This window comes from Phytobacter sp., from assembly GCF_059074235.1.
In genome coordinates this window covers 966515-980950 of the sequence record NZ_JCACPZ010000008.1, presented here as the reverse complement: position 1 = coordinate 980950, position 14436 = coordinate 966515, and the positions used below count along the sequence as shown (strand labels likewise).

The 14436-nt window shown below is 53.8% G+C and carries 14 protein-coding genes; 10 read left to right on the top strand and 4 right to left on the bottom strand.

Translation table 11 applies throughout. The features are described from left to right. Positions 1-5: 5 nt before the first annotated feature. Positions 6-2879 carry an aminomethyl-transferring glycine dehydrogenase gene (gcvP, locus tag AC5JPW_RS22490; RefSeq protein ID WP_494243289.1) on the top strand — a complete coding sequence of 958 codons (2874 nt, stop codon included), beginning with the start codon at positions 6-8 and terminating at the stop codon, positions 2877-2879. A gap of 70 nt (positions 2880-2949) precedes the next feature. Further along, a complete protein-coding gene (locus AC5JPW_RS22485; protein ID WP_494243288.1) occupies positions 2950-3693 on the top strand; it encodes an SDR family oxidoreductase in 744 nt (247 codons plus the stop codon). Positions 3694-3824: 131 nt separating this feature from the next. Here AC5JPW_RS22485 and AC5JPW_RS22480 read toward each other — a convergent pair whose 3' ends face one another. Next, positions 3825-5258, bottom strand: a complete 1434-nt coding sequence (locus AC5JPW_RS22480) for a 6-phospho-beta-glucosidase (RefSeq protein ID WP_494243287.1) — start codon at positions 5256-5258, stop codon at positions 3825-3827. Between the two features lie 119 nt (positions 5259-5377). After that, positions 5378-6106, bottom strand: a complete 729-nt coding sequence (locus tag AC5JPW_RS22475; protein ID WP_458047258.1) for a MurR/RpiR family transcriptional regulator — start codon at positions 6104-6106, stop codon at positions 5378-5380. 52 nt (positions 6107-6158) lie between these two features. On the opposite strand from AC5JPW_RS22475, the gene yqfB reads away from it, so the two are divergent. Further along, complete coding sequence (gene yqfB, locus AC5JPW_RS22470; protein ID WP_494243286.1) at positions 6159-6473, top strand: N(4)-acetylcytidine aminohydrolase; 315 nt, start codon at positions 6159-6161, stop codon at positions 6471-6473. Between the two features lie 159 nt (positions 6474-6632). Beyond that, the gene (trhA, locus tag AC5JPW_RS22465) at positions 6633-7292 is read left to right on the top strand and encodes a PAQR family membrane homeostasis protein TrhA (protein WP_494243285.1); all 660 of its coding nucleotides are present in this window, start codon (positions 6633-6635) and stop codon (positions 7290-7292) included. A 45-nt stretch (positions 7293-7337) separates the two neighbouring features. Here the strand turns inward: trhA and ygfZ are convergent, their stop codons facing one another. Next, the gene (gene ygfZ / locus AC5JPW_RS22460; RefSeq protein ID WP_494243284.1) at positions 7338-8318 is read right to left on the bottom strand and encodes a tRNA-modifying protein YgfZ; all 981 of its coding nucleotides are present in this window, start codon (positions 8316-8318) and stop codon (positions 7338-7340) included. A gap of 249 nt (positions 8319-8567) precedes the next feature. Between ygfZ and sdhE the strand changes: the two genes are divergently transcribed. Both sdhE and AC5JPW_RS22450 read left to right on the top strand, forming a co-directional pair. Continuing rightward, on the top strand, positions 8568-8834 hold the full coding sequence (gene sdhE / locus AC5JPW_RS22455) for an FAD assembly factor SdhE (RefSeq protein WP_494243283.1): 267 nt from the start codon (positions 8568-8570) through the stop codon (positions 8832-8834). Then, positions 8815-9231, top strand: coding sequence for a protein YgfX (locus AC5JPW_RS22450; protein WP_494243282.1), 417 nt, complete (start codon positions 8815-8817; stop codon positions 9229-9231). Before sdhE ends, AC5JPW_RS22450 begins: the two co-directional genes overlap by 20 nt. 12 nt (positions 9232-9243) lie before the next feature. Here the strand turns inward: AC5JPW_RS22450 and fldB are convergent, their stop codons facing one another. Then, positions 9244-9765 (bottom strand): flavodoxin FldB, encoded by a 522-nt coding sequence (gene fldB, locus AC5JPW_RS22445; protein WP_494243281.1) that lies wholly within the window; start codon positions 9763-9765, stop codon positions 9244-9246. Between the two features lie 101 nt (positions 9766-9866). Here fldB and xerD point away from each other — a divergent pair, with 101 nt between their 5' ends. The 4 genes from xerD to prfB all read left to right on the top strand — a co-directional run bounded on the left by xerD (position 9867) and on the right by prfB (position 14429). Then, complete coding sequence (gene xerD, locus AC5JPW_RS22440; protein ID WP_494243280.1) at positions 9867-10763, top strand: site-specific tyrosine recombinase XerD; 897 nt, start codon at positions 9867-9869, stop codon at positions 10761-10763. Positions 10764-10786: 23 nt separating this feature from the next. Next, positions 10787-11500: a bifunctional protein-disulfide isomerase/oxidoreductase DsbC gene (gene dsbC, locus AC5JPW_RS22435; protein ID WP_494243279.1), complete on the top strand. Its 714-nt coding sequence runs from the start codon at positions 10787-10789 to the stop codon at positions 11498-11500. A 5-nt stretch (positions 11501-11505) separates the two neighbouring features. Further along, complete coding sequence (gene recJ, locus AC5JPW_RS22430) at positions 11506-13239, top strand: single-stranded-DNA-specific exonuclease RecJ (RefSeq protein WP_494243278.1); 1734 nt, start codon at positions 11506-11508, stop codon at positions 13237-13239. Between the two features lie 91 nt (positions 13240-13330). Next, positions 13331-14429, top strand: a protein-coding gene (prfB, locus tag AC5JPW_RS22425; protein ID WP_494243277.1) for a peptide chain release factor 2 whose coding sequence is annotated in 2 segments (ribosomal slippage) — positions 13331-13405 and positions 13407-14429 — 1098 coding nt in all. Because the reading frame shifts where the segments join, the coding sequence is not laid out codon by codon here. Positions 14430-14436 lie beyond the last annotated feature (7 nt).

The following is a 14436-nucleotide window of genomic DNA, read 5'->3' as shown; positions in this document are numbered from 1 at the left end:
CGCTCATGACTCAGACGTTAAGTCAGCTTGAAAATCGCGGCGCATTTATTGAAAGACACATTGGCCCGGACGCACAGCAGCAACATGACATGCTGGCTGTTGTTGGGGCAGAGTCGCTCAATGCGCTGACCTCGCAAATCGTCCCGAAAGATATTCAGCTGGCGACACCGCCGGATATTGGCGAGGCGACCACCGAATTTGCGGCACTTGCGGAGCTGAAAGCCATTGCCAGCCGCAACAAGCGCTTTAAGTCTTACATTGGCATGGGTTACACCGCCGTGCAGTTGCCGCCGGTTATCCTGCGTAACATGCTGGAAAATCCGGGCTGGTATACGGCGTATACGCCATATCAGCCAGAGGTATCACAAGGTCGTCTCGAAGCACTGTTGAACTTCCAGCAGGTCACGCTTGATCTGACCGGTCTGGATATTGCCTCCGCCTCACTGCTGGATGAAGCGACTGCCGCCGCCGAAGCGATGGCGATGGCCAAACGCGTCAGTAAGCTCAAGAATGCCAATCGCTTCTTTGTTGCTGCCGATATTCACCCGCAAACCCTTGACGTCGTCCGCACACGCGCTGAAACCTTTGGCTTTGACATCATTGTTGATGATGCGAGCAAAGTCCTGGATCACCAGGATGTCTTCGGTGTGCTGCTGCAACAGGTCGGCACCACGGGCGAAGTGCATGACTACAGTGCGCTTATCGCCGAGCTGAAATCCCGCAAAGTGGTCGTGAGCGTGGCTGCCGACTTTATGGCGCTGGTGTTGCTGACGGCCCCTGGCAAACAGGGTGCTGATATCGTCTTCGGCTCCGCCCAGCGTTTTGGCGTGCCGATGGGTTATGGCGGGCCGCATGCCGCGTTCTTTGCGGCAAAAGATGAATTCAAACGCTCCATGCCGGGCCGTATCATTGGTGTCTCTAAAGATGCGGCGGGTAACACGGCGCTGCGTATGGCGATGCAGACCCGCGAGCAACATATCCGCCGCGAAAAAGCCAACTCCAACATCTGTACGTCCCAGGTTCTGCTGGCCAACATCGCCAGCCTGTATGCGGTCTATCATGGTCCGGTTGGCCTGAAGCGAATCGCAGGGCGTATCCATCGCCTGGCCGATATTCTGGCAACCGGCCTGCAGCAAAAAGGGCTGAAACTGCGTCACGCTCACTACTTCGATACCCTGTGTGTGGAAGTGGCAGACAAAGCTGGCGTACTGGCTCGTGCACAAGCCGCTGAAATCAACCTGCGTAGCGACATTCTCAACGCCGTGGGTATTACGCTTGATGAAACCACCACCCGTGAAGATGTTCAGGCGCTGTTCGCCGTGGTTCTGGGTGATGCGCACGGGCTGGAGATTGATGCGCTGGACAAAGAGGTGGCGCATGACAGCCGCTCGGTGCCTGCCGTGATGCTGCGTGACGATGCGATCCTGAGCCACCCGGTGTTCAATCGCTACCACAGCGAAACCGAGATGATGCGTTACATGCACTCTCTGGAACGCAAAGATCTGGCGCTTAATCAGGCGATGATCCCGCTGGGTTCCTGCACCATGAAACTGAATGCCGCAGCTGAAATGATCCCGATCACCTGGCCGGAATTTGCTGAACTGCATCCGTTCTGCCCGGCAGAGCAGGCTGAAGGCTATCACCAGATGATCAACCAACTCTCCGACTGGCTGGTGAAACTGACCGGTTACGATGCCCTTTGCATGCAGCCGAACTCCGGTGCACAGGGTGAATACGCGGGTCTGCTGGCGATTCGTCATTACCATGAAAGCCGCAATGAAGGTCATCGTGATATCTGTCTGATCCCAAGCTCTGCCCACGGTACCAACCCGGCGTCTGCGCAAATGGCGGGCATGCAGGTGGTGGTGGTGGCATGTGATAAGAATGGCAACATTGATCTGGCTGACCTGCGTGCGAAAGCAGAGCAGACGGGGGCAAACCTCTCCTGCATCATGGTGACTTACCCGTCCACTCACGGTGTGTATGAAGAGACGATCCGTGAAGTGTGCGACATCGTGCATCAGTACGGTGGCCAGGTTTACCTCGACGGCGCAAACATGAACGCGCAGGTGGGGATCACCTCGCCGGGCTTTATCGGTGCCGACGTTTCTCACCTCAACCTGCACAAAACCTTCTGTATTCCTCACGGTGGTGGCGGTCCGGGCATGGGGCCAATCGGCGTGAAAGCGCACCTGGCTCCGTTTGTGCCGGGTCACAGCGTGGTACAAATCGAAGGCATGCTGACCCGTCAGGGCGCGGTGTCTGCGGCCCCATTCGGCAGCGCGTCTATTCTGCCCATCAGTTGGATGTACATCCGCATGATGGGTGCCGAAGGGCTGAAACAGGCAAGCCAGGTCGCGATCCTCAATGCGAACTATATTGCCCGCCGCCTGCAGGATGCTTTCCCGGTACTCTATACCGGGCGTGATGGCCATGTGGCTCACGAATGTATTCTCGACATTCGCCCGCTTAAAGAAGAGACCGGTATCAGTGAGCTTGATATCGCCAAGCGCCTGATTGACTACGGTTTCCATGCGCCGACCATGTCCTTCCCGGTCGCCGGAACGCTGATGGTTGAGCCGACTGAATCGGAAAGCAAAGCTGAACTGGATCGCTTTATTGATGCGATGCTGGCTATTCGCGCGGAGATCGTCCGTGTGAAAGCAGGTGAATGGCCGCTGGCAGACAACCCACTGGTCAATGCCCCGCACACCCAGAACGAGCTGGTGGCTGAGTGGAACCATGCCTACACCCGTGAGCTGGCGGTCTTCCCGGCAGGGCTGGCGAACAAGTACTGGCCGACGGTGAAACGTCTGGATGATGTTTACGGCGATCGTAACCTGTTCTGCTCTTGCGTGCCGATGAGCGATTACGAGTAATCACTTCGCACTATACTTCTGGCCGGGTCAGCATTTGCTGCACCCGGCTTTTTTATTGGGAGAACGAAAAGTGGCAATAGCACTGGTGACCGGCGGAAGTCGGGGAATTGGCAAAGCAACGGCGTTACAGCTTGGCGCTGAGGGCTATACGGTAGCGGTAAATTATCAGCAAAACGTGGAAGCCGCGCAGTCTGTGGTGGAGGCTATTGTCGACGCGGGGGGGCGTGCCTTTGCGGTTCAGGCTGACATCAGCGATGAAGCACAGGTTGTAGCGATGTTTGCGCGTATTGATGAAGAAGGCCAGCCGTTGACGGCACTGGTGAATAACGCAGGTATTTTGTTTACCCAAAGTCGTGTCGAAGCGATGACGGCTGAACGCATCAATCAGGTGCTGTGCACTAACGTAACCGGCACCTTTCTCTGCTGCCGGGAAGCTATCAAGCGTATGGCGCTACCGCACGGTGGGCAGGGAGGGGCGATTGTTAATGTCTCATCAGCCGGAGCTCGGCTGGGTTCGCCGGGTGAGTATGTTGATTACGCCGCGTCAAAAGGGGCTATGGATACGCTGACAACGGGATTGTCGCTGGAAGTCGCCGCACAGGGAATACGTGTTAACAGCGTGCGCCCGGGGTTTATCTACACACAAATGCATGCCTCTGGTGGCGAACCGGGAAGAGTGGATCGGGTAAAGGCGTCATTGCCCATGCAGCGCGGCGGTCAGCCGGAAGAGGTGGCCCAGGCGATCGTCTGGTTGCTCAGTGAGAAAGCCTCTTACGTGACGGGGAGTTTTATTGAGCTGGCGGGTGGGAAATAAGCGACTGCCCCTCACCCCGGCCCTCTCCCCAAAGGGGTGAGGGGGCAAACCCGATTGAGCCAGTATTACAGACCGCACCGGAAAGTCCCTTCTCCCCTATGGGGAGAAGGTTAGGATGAGGGGAATCCCTGTTAGATATTCTCGCCGTTGCTGGCGATCACGGTTTTATACCAGTCGAAGCTCTTCTTACGGGAACGGGACATGTCGCCGGTGCCGTCGTCGTGCTTGTTCACGTAGATAAAGCCGTAGCGTTTGCTGTACTGACCGGTGGTGAAGGAAACACAGTCAATGCAGCCCCACGGGGTGTAACCCATCAGGTCAACGCCGTCATAGGTGACTGCTTCGACCATCTCTTTGACGTGAGCACGCAGGTAATCAATGCGGTAATCGTCATTGATGCTGCCATCTTCTTCGACTTTGTCGTAAGCACCAAAGCCATTCTCAACGATAAACAACGGCTTTTGATAACGCTCGTACAGTTCGCAAAGCGCATAACGCAGGCCTACCGGGTCAATCTGCCAGCCCCAGTCGGACGCTTTAACGTGCGGGTTCGGCACGCTGCCCTGGAAGCCAGAAATGGCATCACCGGTACCGCCATCCGCTTTGACTGCGTTGGTCATGTAGTAGCTGAAGCCCAGATAGTCGCAGGTGCCTTCGCGCAGCGCCTGTTCGTCACCAGCTTCCATCTTGATGTTGAAGCCACGGCGTTCCCACTCGTTCAGCACGTAAGACGGGTAGTAACCACGCAACTGCACATCGGTAAAGACATAGCGCTCACGCATGGATTCCTGAGCAAACATCACATCTTCTGGTTTGCAGGAGAACGGATACAGCGGCACCATCGCCAGCATGCAGCCAATCTGCATTTCCGGGTTGATGCGGTGACCGATTTTCACCGCGATGGCGCTGGCTACGAACTGGTGGTGCAGAACCTGGTACATGGTCTCTTCCGGATTCTCATGGTCGGTATAGACCACGCCGGAACAGCAGTAACCAAACAGCGGTGCGCGCCAGTTGCGCTGGTTGTTGATTTCGTTAAAGGTCATCCAGTATTTGACCTTGGATTTGTAGCGCTCAAACACCACTTCGGCGAAGCGAACAAAGAAATCAACGACTTTACGGTTAGTCCAGCCACCATACTCCTGCACCAGGTGCAGAGGCATCTCGAAGTGGGACAGGGTGATAACCGGCTCGATGTTATATTTGAGCAGCTCGTCAAACATATCATCATAGAATTTCAGACCTTCTTCGTTTGGCTGCTGTTCATCCCCATTCGGGAAGATGCGGGTCCATGCGATAGAGGTGCGGAAGCATTTGAAGCCCATCTCGGCGAAGAGTTTGATGTCTTCTTTGTAGTGGCTGTAGAAGTCGACGGCTTCGTGGTTAGGGTAGTATTTCCCTTCAATGACCTCCTGGGTGATTTCACGCGGAACGCCATGTGCGCCACCGGTCAGCACATCACAAATGCTCGGGCCTTTGCCGCCTTTATTCCAGCCGCCTTCAACCTGATGCGCAGCTACCGCGCCGCCCCATAAAAAGTCTTTTGGTAAGGTCAGTTTTTTCATCGTCGCTCGTCTCGGTATATTAATTTCTGAGGTCGAGTCTAACAAAGGGAATTAAAATGTCACGATATAACAAATTACCCAGGCGGTAACTTGTTACATCAAAAAAACAGCCTGTTTTTTTATGCTATTTTTCTCGCCAGTTTTCGGCCTAGAGATTCGAGAATATAAATAACGGGGATTTGCGTCGTGATATCGTAAACGCCAGCGATACGTGTTTGCGGCACGTGCCAGGAGAGGTTGAAGTCCGCAAGCTTAGCAAGGCGCGAATGTTCGTGACTGGTTATCGACAGCACTTTGCAGTGATGCAGGCTGAACTGGCTGGCGAAGCGCAGAATCTCCTCGGTCTCACCAGACACGGAAAGCACAATGGCTAACGCATTTCTTGCCATGTCATTGGTAACCGGGAAATAAGGATCGTCAATATGGTTGCTGAATTTTCCAATATTTGAGAAGAAGCGTGCGCCATATTTTGCCAGCGCGCCAGAAGTACCAGCACCGACGAATATAATGCGCTCTGACGATAATATAATGTCGACCGCTTTATCTAACAGAATATCAAATTCGTCATTGTTCACACTTTTGAAAAAGCTAATAATTTCGCTGGCACCGAAATTCGCCTGTTGCGGTTCGTTCTGCTCTAAATATAATTTAAATCGCACGCGAAACTCAGAATAACCTTCGCACTGTAATTTACGGCAGAAACGCAACACCGTGGTGGTAGAGACTCCTGCACCGTCGGCCAGTTCGCGGATGGTCATGTACATCACTTTGTCACGGTTTTTGACGACATAGTTGTAGACCATCATCTCAAGATTGTTGAGACTGGCAATTGCGGCGTGGGAGAACATACTCACGATGGCGATGACTCACTTATCTGATTTATCTTCAGGGAATAATAACATGCAGCCGAACGACATCACTTTTTTTCAACGTTTTCAGAGCGACATTCTGGCCGGGCGTAAAACCATTACGATCCGTGATGAAATGGAATCGCACTTCAAAGCGGGCGATATCCTGCGTGTTGGACGCTACGAAGATGATGAGTACTTCTGCACAATCCAGGTGATGGGCACCTCCACAGTGACGCTGGACACCCTGACTGAACAGCATGCGCAGCAGGAAAACATGACGCTCGACGAACTCAGGCAGGTCATTGCTGAAATCTACCCTGAGCAACAGCAGTTTTATGTCATTGATTTTAAATGTTTAAAATAAATCGCGCACATGTGTAAGTTTAATTTAAGTCATTAACTAACTGATTTTAATTGCTTTGATCGGTTTATTGATTTTTTTTAGCGAACAGGTGTGCACTGAAATCATTCTCAGTTACTCTATACCCGCGACGTTTCAATTTGAGTTTTCCCGGAGTTAACTATGGTGGATAAACCACTTATCGCGCAGGGATATACACTGGCTGAGGAAATAGCCAACAGCATCAGCCACGGCATCGGGCTGGTGTTTGGGATTGTGGGACTGGTGCTGTTACTGGTTCAGGCGGTGGATAGTAACGCCAGTATTATGGCGATCGCCAGCTACAGCCTGTATGGCGGCAGTATGATTTTGCTGTTCCTGGCCTCGACGCTTTATCACGCCATTCCTCACCAGCGGGCTAAGGTGTGGCTGAAAAAATTTGACCACTGCGCAATCTATTTACTGATTGCCGGAACCTATACGCCGTTCTTGCTCGTGGGGTTGAATTCGCCGCTGGCTCGCGGACTGATGGTGGTTATCTGGAGTCTGGCGCTGCTGGGGGTTCTGTTCAAACTGACCATCGCGCACCGTTTTAAAGTGTTGTCGCTGGTGACCTATCTGACCATGGGCTGGCTGTCGCTGATTGTGGTTTATCAGCTTGCGACCCGGCTGTCCGTTGGTGGGGTGACGTTGTTGGCGTTAGGCGGTGTGGTCTATTCGCTGGGCGTGATTTTCTACGTCTGTAAACGCATTCCCTATAACCATGCTATCTGGCACGGCTTTGTGCTGGGCGGCAGCGTTTGTCACTTCCTGGCGATTTATCTGTACGTCGGGCAGGTTTAAGTAAGGGTGCCGGGTAGGGCGGAAGACGCCACCCGGCATTTGAACTCACTCTTCCAGCGAGTATGGCAGGGGTTCAATCGCCAGAGTGTTCGCGTCATCGCGCACGCGGAACACGCTATCGGGTTCCATATCGTTGTTCATCACGACCTGCACCAGAACGCGGCCATCATCCAGCTGCGCGGCGGCCAGCACCGTACCGGTGCGACGCCAGTTCTCGCCCATTTTCAGTTCCAGATCTTCACCCGCTTCCGGTACACGACTGGCATTACCTGCCAGGTACCAGAGAGCACGCTTATTGGCACCACGGAATTTCGCCCTGGCGACCATCTCCTGACCGGTGTAGCACCCTTTTTTGAAGCTGATGCCACCCAACGCCTGAATATTGGTAGCTTGCGGAATGAACTGCGCACTGTTGGCCGCATCAATAACTGGCAATCCGGCTTCAATGTTCAGCGCCAGCCATTGCTGACTGTTGTTTAACTGCGCTTCACCGCGTAAAGCTTCAGTCACGCGCTCAGCGGTGGCAACGTCCGTCACGATCAGGAAACGTTCCGCCGGATGCGCAAACCACAGCACGGAGGTTTCACCTTCGCGCACAACCTGTTTTTCAGCATCAGGTAGCTCAGCAAACAGATTTGCCAGCGCAGCACGGGCCTGGAAACCGGCAACACCGAGCAGCACTTTTTCATCGTCAGTGGCGATAACCACCTTCGAGAACACGGCATATTTCTTCAACTGAGTCAGTTGATCCGCCGCGACGCTGCGGCGCAGGATCCAGTTAAAACCGCCTTCTTTACGGAACAGGCGCAGGTTGCTCCACATCTTGCCTTTCGCATCGCAATGCGCGACCAGCAGATGCTGATCGTCAGTGAGCTTAGCCACATCGGCAGTGACCTGTCCTTGCAGATATTTTTCACTGTCCGCACCCGTAATGGAGCCTAAAGCCCAGTCATCGAGGGTCATAAGTGTCAGCGGCAAACGCGCAGAGGCGGTCGGCTGGCGCGGAGGAAACGAAGTAAAAGCCATATGTTGTGTCCTGATTAGCCTGACGCGGTGTCATGACGTAATGGTAAAAGAGCCACTCATCAATGCAAGCAATAAAAACAGGCGATTCGTGCGCTAATCACCGAATGCGAAGCGCCACGTAAATTAAGGTAATGGTTTACATCTCTGAGACTTATTCTGGAACACTGCGCGTAAATATAAATATTCCGCTAATGGATGATTAAAAACACGTTACAATGGTTTCCCATCGCGGCTATGCAGGAATCAGAAATGGATATTAGCAACAAAGCCCGTATTCACTGGGCGTGCCGACGCGGAATGCGCGAACTTGATATTTCAATCATGCCTTTTTTTGAGCATGAATATGATTCGCTAAGCGACGAAGATAAGCGTGTGTTTGTCCGCCTTCTGGAAAGTGATGACCCGGATTTATTCAATTGGCTAATGAATCATGGCAAACCGCAGGATGGCGAGTTGCAACGGATGGTACAGTTAATTCAAACACGGAATCGGGAACGTGGTCCTGTGGCAATCTGATTTACGCGTCTCATGGCGCTCACAATGGCTTTCATTACTTCTCCACGGTTTGATGGCGGCTTTTGTATTGCTTGTACCCTGGCCATTAAGCTACACGCCACTTTGGCTGTTACTGCTCTCGCTGGTGGTGTTTGACTGTGTTCGCAGTCAGCGCCGCATCAATGCGCGGCAGGGTGAAATTAAGCTGTTAATGGATTCCCGACTGCGATGGCAGGGTGTGGAATGGGAGATTGTGGGCACACCCTGGATGTTAAGCATCGGGATGATTATACGATTACGACGCAGCGAAGACGGACGCCGTCAGCATTTATGGTTGGCTGCAGACAGTATGGATGCGCAGGAGTGGCGTGATTTGCGCCGAATGATTTCGCAACAGTCGGCGCAGGGGCAGAACTAAGGTCAGAGCGGGTCAGGCAAACTGCTCTGCCATCTCCATCAGAATTTGTTCACACCAGCTTTGCAGGCGCTCATCGCTGAGGTCGTACTGATTGGTTTCATCAAGCGCCAGGCCGACAAAAAGTTGACCGTCGGCAATGACCGGTTTGGCACTGGTGAATTCATAGCCTTCCGTCGGCCAGTAACCGACAAATTTTGCGCCGCGCGGGGCTAGTTTGTCATGCAGCATACCCAGTGCATCCAGGAACCATTCCCCGTATCCAAGCTGGTCACCCATGCCATAAAGGGCGATGATTTTCCCCTCAAGGTTCAGTGTGTCGAGCTTGTCCCAGATGGCTTCCCAGTCTTCCTGTAACTCGCCAAAATCCCAGGTCGGAATGCCGAGGATTAACGCGTCGTACTGCTCCATCAGTTCGGGAGCGTCATCTTTCAGGTTGTGTAACGTCACCAGCTCCGGGCCAATAATGTCGCGGATTTTCTCCGCTGCCATCTCGGTATAGCAAGTGCTGGAGCCATAAAAAAGACCGATGTTCATAACGTAAACGTCTCAATTCTGGATGTGTCTTTGCCCGCAGTGTACCAGAATCAGATATCAATCAGGCATAATGCAGCGACACGAATGAAGAAGAGGTTGGGATGGAGCAGGATCTCGCACGCATCGAACAGTTTCTTGATGCCCTTTGGCTGGAGCGCAACCTGGCGGAAAATACCCTTAGTGCGTACCGCCGCGATCTACAGGGACTGGTCGAGTGGTTGCATCATCGAGAACTGAGTTTGCACAGTGTACAAGCGGATGATTTGCAAGGCTTACTGGCCGAGAGAATGGAGGGCGGCTACAAGGCCACCAGCTCGGCACGTTTGTTAAGTGCGATGCGCCGCTTCTTTCAGCATCTGTACCGGGAAAAATTCCGCGAAGACGATCCCAGCGCACTGCTGGCTTCACCGAAACTCCCCCAGCGTCTGCCGAAAGATCTCAGTGAAGCGCAGGTTGAGCGGCTATTAGCATCTCCGACCATTGACCAACCGCTGGAGTTACGCGATAAAGCCATGCTGGAAGTGCTTTATGCGACCGGTTTGCGTGTTTCTGAACTGGTTGGGTTGACCATGAGTGACATCAGTTTGCGCCAGGGTGTGGTGCGTGTCATCGGTAAAGGCAACAAAGAGCGGCTGGTGCCGCTGGGCGAAGAGGCGGTGTACTGGGTCGAAACCTGGCTCGAGCACGGTCGTCCCTGGCTACTGAATGGAGTGTCTATTGATGTGTTGTTCCCGAGCCAGCGCGCCCAACAGATGACGCGGCAAACCTTTTGGCACCGCATCAAGCACTATGCGCAACTGGCGGGCATTGATAGCGAAAAGCTCTCACCGCACGTTTTGCGTCATGCGTTTGCTACACATTTACTCAATCACGGTGCAGATTTACGTGTGGTTCAGATGTTGCTGGGCCATAGCGATCTCTCCACCACCCAGATTTATACGCACGTTGCGACAGAGCGACTGCGACAGCTTCATCAACAACATCATCCTCGAGCGTGATGGTGGGTTACTAAGGATTCGTTATGAAAAAAGGTTTCATCGCATTGACCCTGATGGCCGCAGCACTGACCGGTGTTGCCCACGCTGATGACACAGCGATCAAGCAGTCGCTGGCAAAACTGGGCGTGCAGAGCTCCGATATCCAGCCTGCGCCTGTTGCTGGCCTGAAAACTGTGCTGACAAACAGTGGCGTGCTGTACGTGACTGAAGATGGCAAACATATCATTCAGGGGCCAATGTATGACGTGAGCGGTGCTCAGCCCGTTAACGTGACCAACAAATTGCTGATGACCCATCTCAATGCGCTCGAGAAAGAGATGATTGTCTACAAAGCACCGCAGGAAAAACACGTTATTACCGTCTTTACCGACATCACCTGCGGCTATTGCCACAAGCTGCATGAAGAGATGGCTGACTACAACGCACTGGGCATCACCGTGCGTTATCTGGCCTTCCCGCGTCAGGGGCTGGAAAGCCAGGCAGAGCAGGACATGAAAGCCATCTGGTGTGCGAAAGACCGCAACAAAGCCTTTGATGATGCAATGAGCGGCAAAGGGGTGAAACCGGCCAGCTGTGACGTGGATATTGCTGACCACTACGCACTGGGCGTGCAGTTTGGCGTCAACGGTACACCGGCGATTGTGCTGAGTAACGGCTATGTTGTACCGGGCTATCAGGGGCCGAAAGAGATGAAAGCCTTCCTTGATGAGCACCAGAAACAGACTGGCGGTAAGTAACTCCTGTGAAATCTGAAATACACCTTCGCCGCCGCGAAGCTGCCGACACTGCGGCACTCCCGGCGGATTTACACCCGCTGTTAAGTCGATTGTATGCCAGTCGCGGCGTATGCCAGGCAAGCGATCTGGAACGCGGCGTAAAAGGCATGTTGCCCTGGCAGCGCCTGCACGGGATTGATAAAGCCGTCGAGGTGCTCTACAACGCCCTGCGTGAAGGCTTGCGCATTATGGTGGTGGGGGACTTTGACGCCGATGGCGCCACCAGTACCGCGTTGAGCGTGCTGGCTTTGCGAGCGCTGGGTGGCAGTAACATTGCCTATCTGGTACCGAACCGCTTTGAAGATGGTTATGGTCTGAGCCCGGAAGTGGTGGACCAGGCCCATGCCCGTGGTGCGCAGTTTATTCTTACCGTTGATAACGGTATCTCTTCCCACGCCGGGGTTGAGCGTGCGCATCAGTTGGGGATTCCGGTACTGGTTACCGATCACCATTTACCCGGTGACACGCTGCCCGAAGCCGAAGCCATTATTAACCCCAACTTACGAGAGTGTGATTTCCCTTCGAAATCACTGGCGGGTGTGGGGGTGGCATTTTATCTGATGTTGGCATTGCGCACGTACCTGCGTGATAACGGCTGGTTTGACGCGCGTGGTATTGCCGTACCTAACCTTGCCGAACTGCTTGATCTGGTTGCACTCGGTACGGTAGCCGATGTGGTTCCACTGGACGCCAATAACCGCATTCTCACCTGGCAGGGGTTGAGCCGTATTCGTGCCGGAAAATGCCGGCCGGGCATTAAAGCGCTGTTGGAAATTGCCAATCGCGATGCACAAAAACTGGCAGCCAGTGACTTAGGCTTTGCGTTGGGGCCGCGTCTTAACGCTGCCGGGCGGCTGGATGATATGTCCGTGGGTGTCGCGTTGCTGTTAAGTGAGAACCTCGGTGAGGCTCGAGTGCTCGCCAGTGAGCTGGATGCCCTTAACCAGACACGTAAAGAGATTGAGCAGGGAATGCAGGCTGAAGCACTAATGCTCTGCGAGAAGCTTGAACGTAGCAGCGACACGCTGCCGGGTGGTCTGGCGATGTACCACCCTGAGTGGCATCAGGGCGTGGTGGGCATTCTCGCCTCGCGTATCAAAGAGCGTTTTCACCGTCCGGTGATTGCCTTTGCGCCTGCTGGCGAAGGGACCCTCAAAGGCTCTGGGCGCTCAATTCAGGGTCTGCACATGCGCGACGCGCTGGAGCGTTTGGATACGCTTTACCCTGGCCTGATGATCAAATTCGGTGGACATGCGATGGCGGCAGGATTGTCTCTCGAAGAATCTCGTTTCGATGAATTCCAGCGCTACTTTGGTGAACTGGTCACGGAGTGGCTGGATCCTTCATTGCTGCAAGGGGAGATCGTATCCGATGGGACACTGGCCCCGCAGGATATGACCCTTGAGATTGCCGAGATGCTGCGCGAAGCCGGTCCTTGGGGACAGATGTTCCCTGAACCGATGTTCGACGGCGAGTTTCGCATTCTGCAACAGCGGCTGGTGGGCGAACGTCATTTGAAAGTGATGCTTGAACCCGTTGGTGGTGGTCCGCTGCTCGACGGTATCGCGTTTAATGTGGATACCACCTGTTGGCCGGATAACGGCGTGCGTCAGGTCACGGCCGCCTACAAACTGGATGTGAACGAGTTTCGTGGCAACCGCAGCGTGCAACTTATCATCGAAAATCTCTGGCCAATTTAGCGCCAGTAATCTCTACTAATAAGGGCGTGGATCCGCTACAATTCCGCCCTTATGACCGCATTTTGACAAGTCCATTAAAAGAAAACAGACCATGTTTGAAATCAATCCGGTAAGAAACCGCATTCAAGACCTCACAGAGCGTTCCGACGTTCTTAGGGGGTATCTTTGACTATGATGCCAAGAAAGAGCGTCTTGAAGAAGTAAACGCCGAGCTGGAACAGCCGGACGTCTGGAACGAACCTGAACGCGCACAGGCGCTGGGTAAAGAGCGTTCCTCCCTCGAAGCCATCGTAGAAACCTTCGATCAGATGAGTCAGGGGCTGGAAGATGTTTCCGGTCTGTTGGAGCTCGCGGTTGAAGCCGATGATGAAGAGACCTTCAACGAAGCTATCACTGAGCTTGACGTGCTGGAAGATAAGCTGGCGCAGCTCGAATTCCGCCGTATGTTCTCCGGCGAATACGACAGCGCTGACTGCTACCTGGATATCCAGGCCGGTTCCGGCGGCACCGAAGCGCAGGACTGGGCGAGCATGCTGACCCGCATGTATTTGCGTTGGGCAGAAGCCCGCGGTTTCAAAACCGAAATCATCGAAGAATCAGAAGGTGAAGTAGCGGGTATCAAATCCGTGACCATCAAGATCTCTGGTGAGTATGCCTTTGGCTGGTTACGTACCGAAACGGGCGTTCACCGCCTGGTGCGTAAGAGCCCGTTCGATTCCGGCGGTCGTCGCCACACGTCGTTTAGTTCTGCGTTTGTCTACCCGGAAGTAGATGACGATATCGATATCGAAATCAACCCGGCGGATCTGCGTATCGATGTTTATCGCGCATCCGGCGCGGGTGGTCAGCACGTTAACCGTACGGAATCGGCGGTGCGTATTACGCACATCCCGACCAACACGGTAACCCAGTGCCAGAACGACCGTTCGCAGCACAAAAACAAAGACCAGGCCATGAAGCAGATGAAAGCGAAGCTTTATGAACTGGAAATGCAGAAGAAAAATGCCGAGAAGCAGTCGCTGGAAGACAACAAGTCTGACATTGGCTGGGGCAGCCAGATCCGTTCTTACGTCCTGGACGACTCCCGCATCAAAGATCTGCGTACCGGTGTCGAAACCCGTAACACGCAGGCGGTGCTGGACGGTAGCCTGGACCAATTCATCGAAGCAAGTTTGAAAGCAGGGTTATGAGGAACCA

Excerpts from the sequence above, each read along its gene's own strand:
- gcvP (WP_494243289.1), top strand. The coding sequence starts at position 6 with ATGACTCAGACGTTAAGTCAGCTTGAAAATCGCGGCGCATTTATTGAA.
- AC5JPW_RS22480 (WP_494243287.1), bottom strand. The coding sequence starts at position 5,258 with ATGAAAAAACTGACCTTACCAAAAGACTTTTTATGGGGCGGCGCGGTA.
- AC5JPW_RS22475 (WP_458047258.1), bottom strand. The coding sequence starts at position 6,106 with ATGTTCTCCCACGCCGCAATTGCCAGTCTCAACAATCTTGAGATGATG.
- yqfB (WP_494243286.1), top strand. The coding sequence starts at position 6,159 with ATGCAGCCGAACGACATCACTTTTTTTCAACGTTTTCAGAGCGACATT.
- trhA (WP_494243285.1), top strand. The coding sequence starts at position 6,633 with ATGGTGGATAAACCACTTATCGCGCAGGGATATACACTGGCTGAGGAA.
- ygfZ (WP_494243284.1), bottom strand. The coding sequence starts at position 8,318 with ATGGCTTTTACTTCGTTTCCTCCGCGCCAGCCGACCGCCTCTGCGCGT.
- sdhE (WP_494243283.1), top strand. The coding sequence starts at position 8,568 with ATGGATATTAGCAACAAAGCCCGTATTCACTGGGCGTGCCGACGCGGA.
- fldB (WP_494243281.1), bottom strand. The coding sequence starts at position 9,765 with ATGAACATCGGTCTTTTTTATGGCTCCAGCACTTGCTATACCGAGATG.
- xerD (WP_494243280.1), top strand. The coding sequence starts at position 9,867 with ATGGAGCAGGATCTCGCACGCATCGAACAGTTTCTTGATGCCCTTTGG.
- dsbC (WP_494243279.1), top strand. The coding sequence starts at position 10,787 with ATGAAAAAAGGTTTCATCGCATTGACCCTGATGGCCGCAGCACTGACC.